We start from the raw sequence: 1,129 nt of genomic DNA on the forward strand, positions 1-1,129 counted from the left end.
TGACTGCCATCCTATTTTCTCCTGTCCATTCCTGAACTGTTAGAGCAAGCGCCGCAAGAAGAAGGTCATTAATTTCAGTCTGGTAGGCCCGATGGGCTTCTGTCAGAAGCTGGTGTGTTTCTTTTTCGTCAAGGCTGAAGTGCAGAGCTTCTATTTTACTGAAGCTTCCATCGTTTTCCCTGTCCTTCGGCAGGGGAGCCACTTTCATAGATTCGACACCTTCCCAGTACGGAATCTCTTTTTGTATAGCCCTGCTCCTTGCATACTCAGACAGCCCACTTGCCCAAGCACGGTAAGAGGTGGTCTTCGGTGGAAGAACTTCTCCTTTCTCATATAGACGATAGAAATCCTCCAGAAGAATCCTCCAGGACACTCCGTCCACCACAAGATGATGAATAATAATTAATAAATAACTTCCTACGTCAGTCTCAAAAATCCCCAATTTTATCAGCGGACCTTCTTCGAGATTAAGGCCAGTCTGGAGGTAATTCGCTTCTTTCTCAATTAAAGGTTTTGCATCTGTTACTCCCCTAAAGTCAAATCGCTGAAGAGTAAAATCAATAGCTTCCGTTCCCCGGCTGTACTGCTTCGAAGAAGGATAAACCATTCGGAGCGCATCATGATGCACGCAAAGTTTGTGGAAAGCCTCTATCACCGCTTCACTATTCCACTCTTCCTCTCGGAACAGCATCATAGATTGGTTAAAGTGTTCTGGTATAGGAAACTGCTGTTCAAAAAACCAACGCTGTATCGGCGTCAGAGGTACATCGCCCTGAATTAGGCCTTGCTCTGCAGATACAGCTGCGAACCGGATATATGGGACAAGCTCGTATACTGTTGGATTTTTAAACAAGTCTTTCATCTCGAATTTCAATCCATGTTCGTTCAGCCTAGCTGCAATTTGGATCGCTTTAATGGAGTCTCCTCCCAATTCAAAAAAGTTATCATGAATGCCAACTCGTTCTGTCCGGAGTACTTCTTCCCATACAGTTGCTAAGAGTTTTTCCCTATCTGATAGAGGTGCTGAGTACTCTTCCCTCAGTGGCGCCGCACTTGTCGGCTCAGGCAGTGCTTTTTTGTCAATTTTTCCGTTAGGAGTAAGCGGGAAGGATTCGACCTCAACAAAATA

1 protein-coding gene is annotated in these 1,129 nt (G+C 45.2%); it reads right to left on the bottom strand.

What is annotated here, in order from left to right; translation table 11 throughout:
* Positions 1 to 1,129 (bottom strand): condensation domain-containing protein (locus ABWK52_RS20960; protein WP_256147406.1); only part of this gene is annotated, 1,129 nt, incomplete at both ends.

Origin of the sequence: Bacillus sp. AP50 (assembly GCF_040492675.1) — a bacterium.
Classification (GTDB): Bacteria; Bacillota; Bacilli; order Bacillales; family Bacillaceae_G; genus Bacillus_A; species Bacillus_A cereus.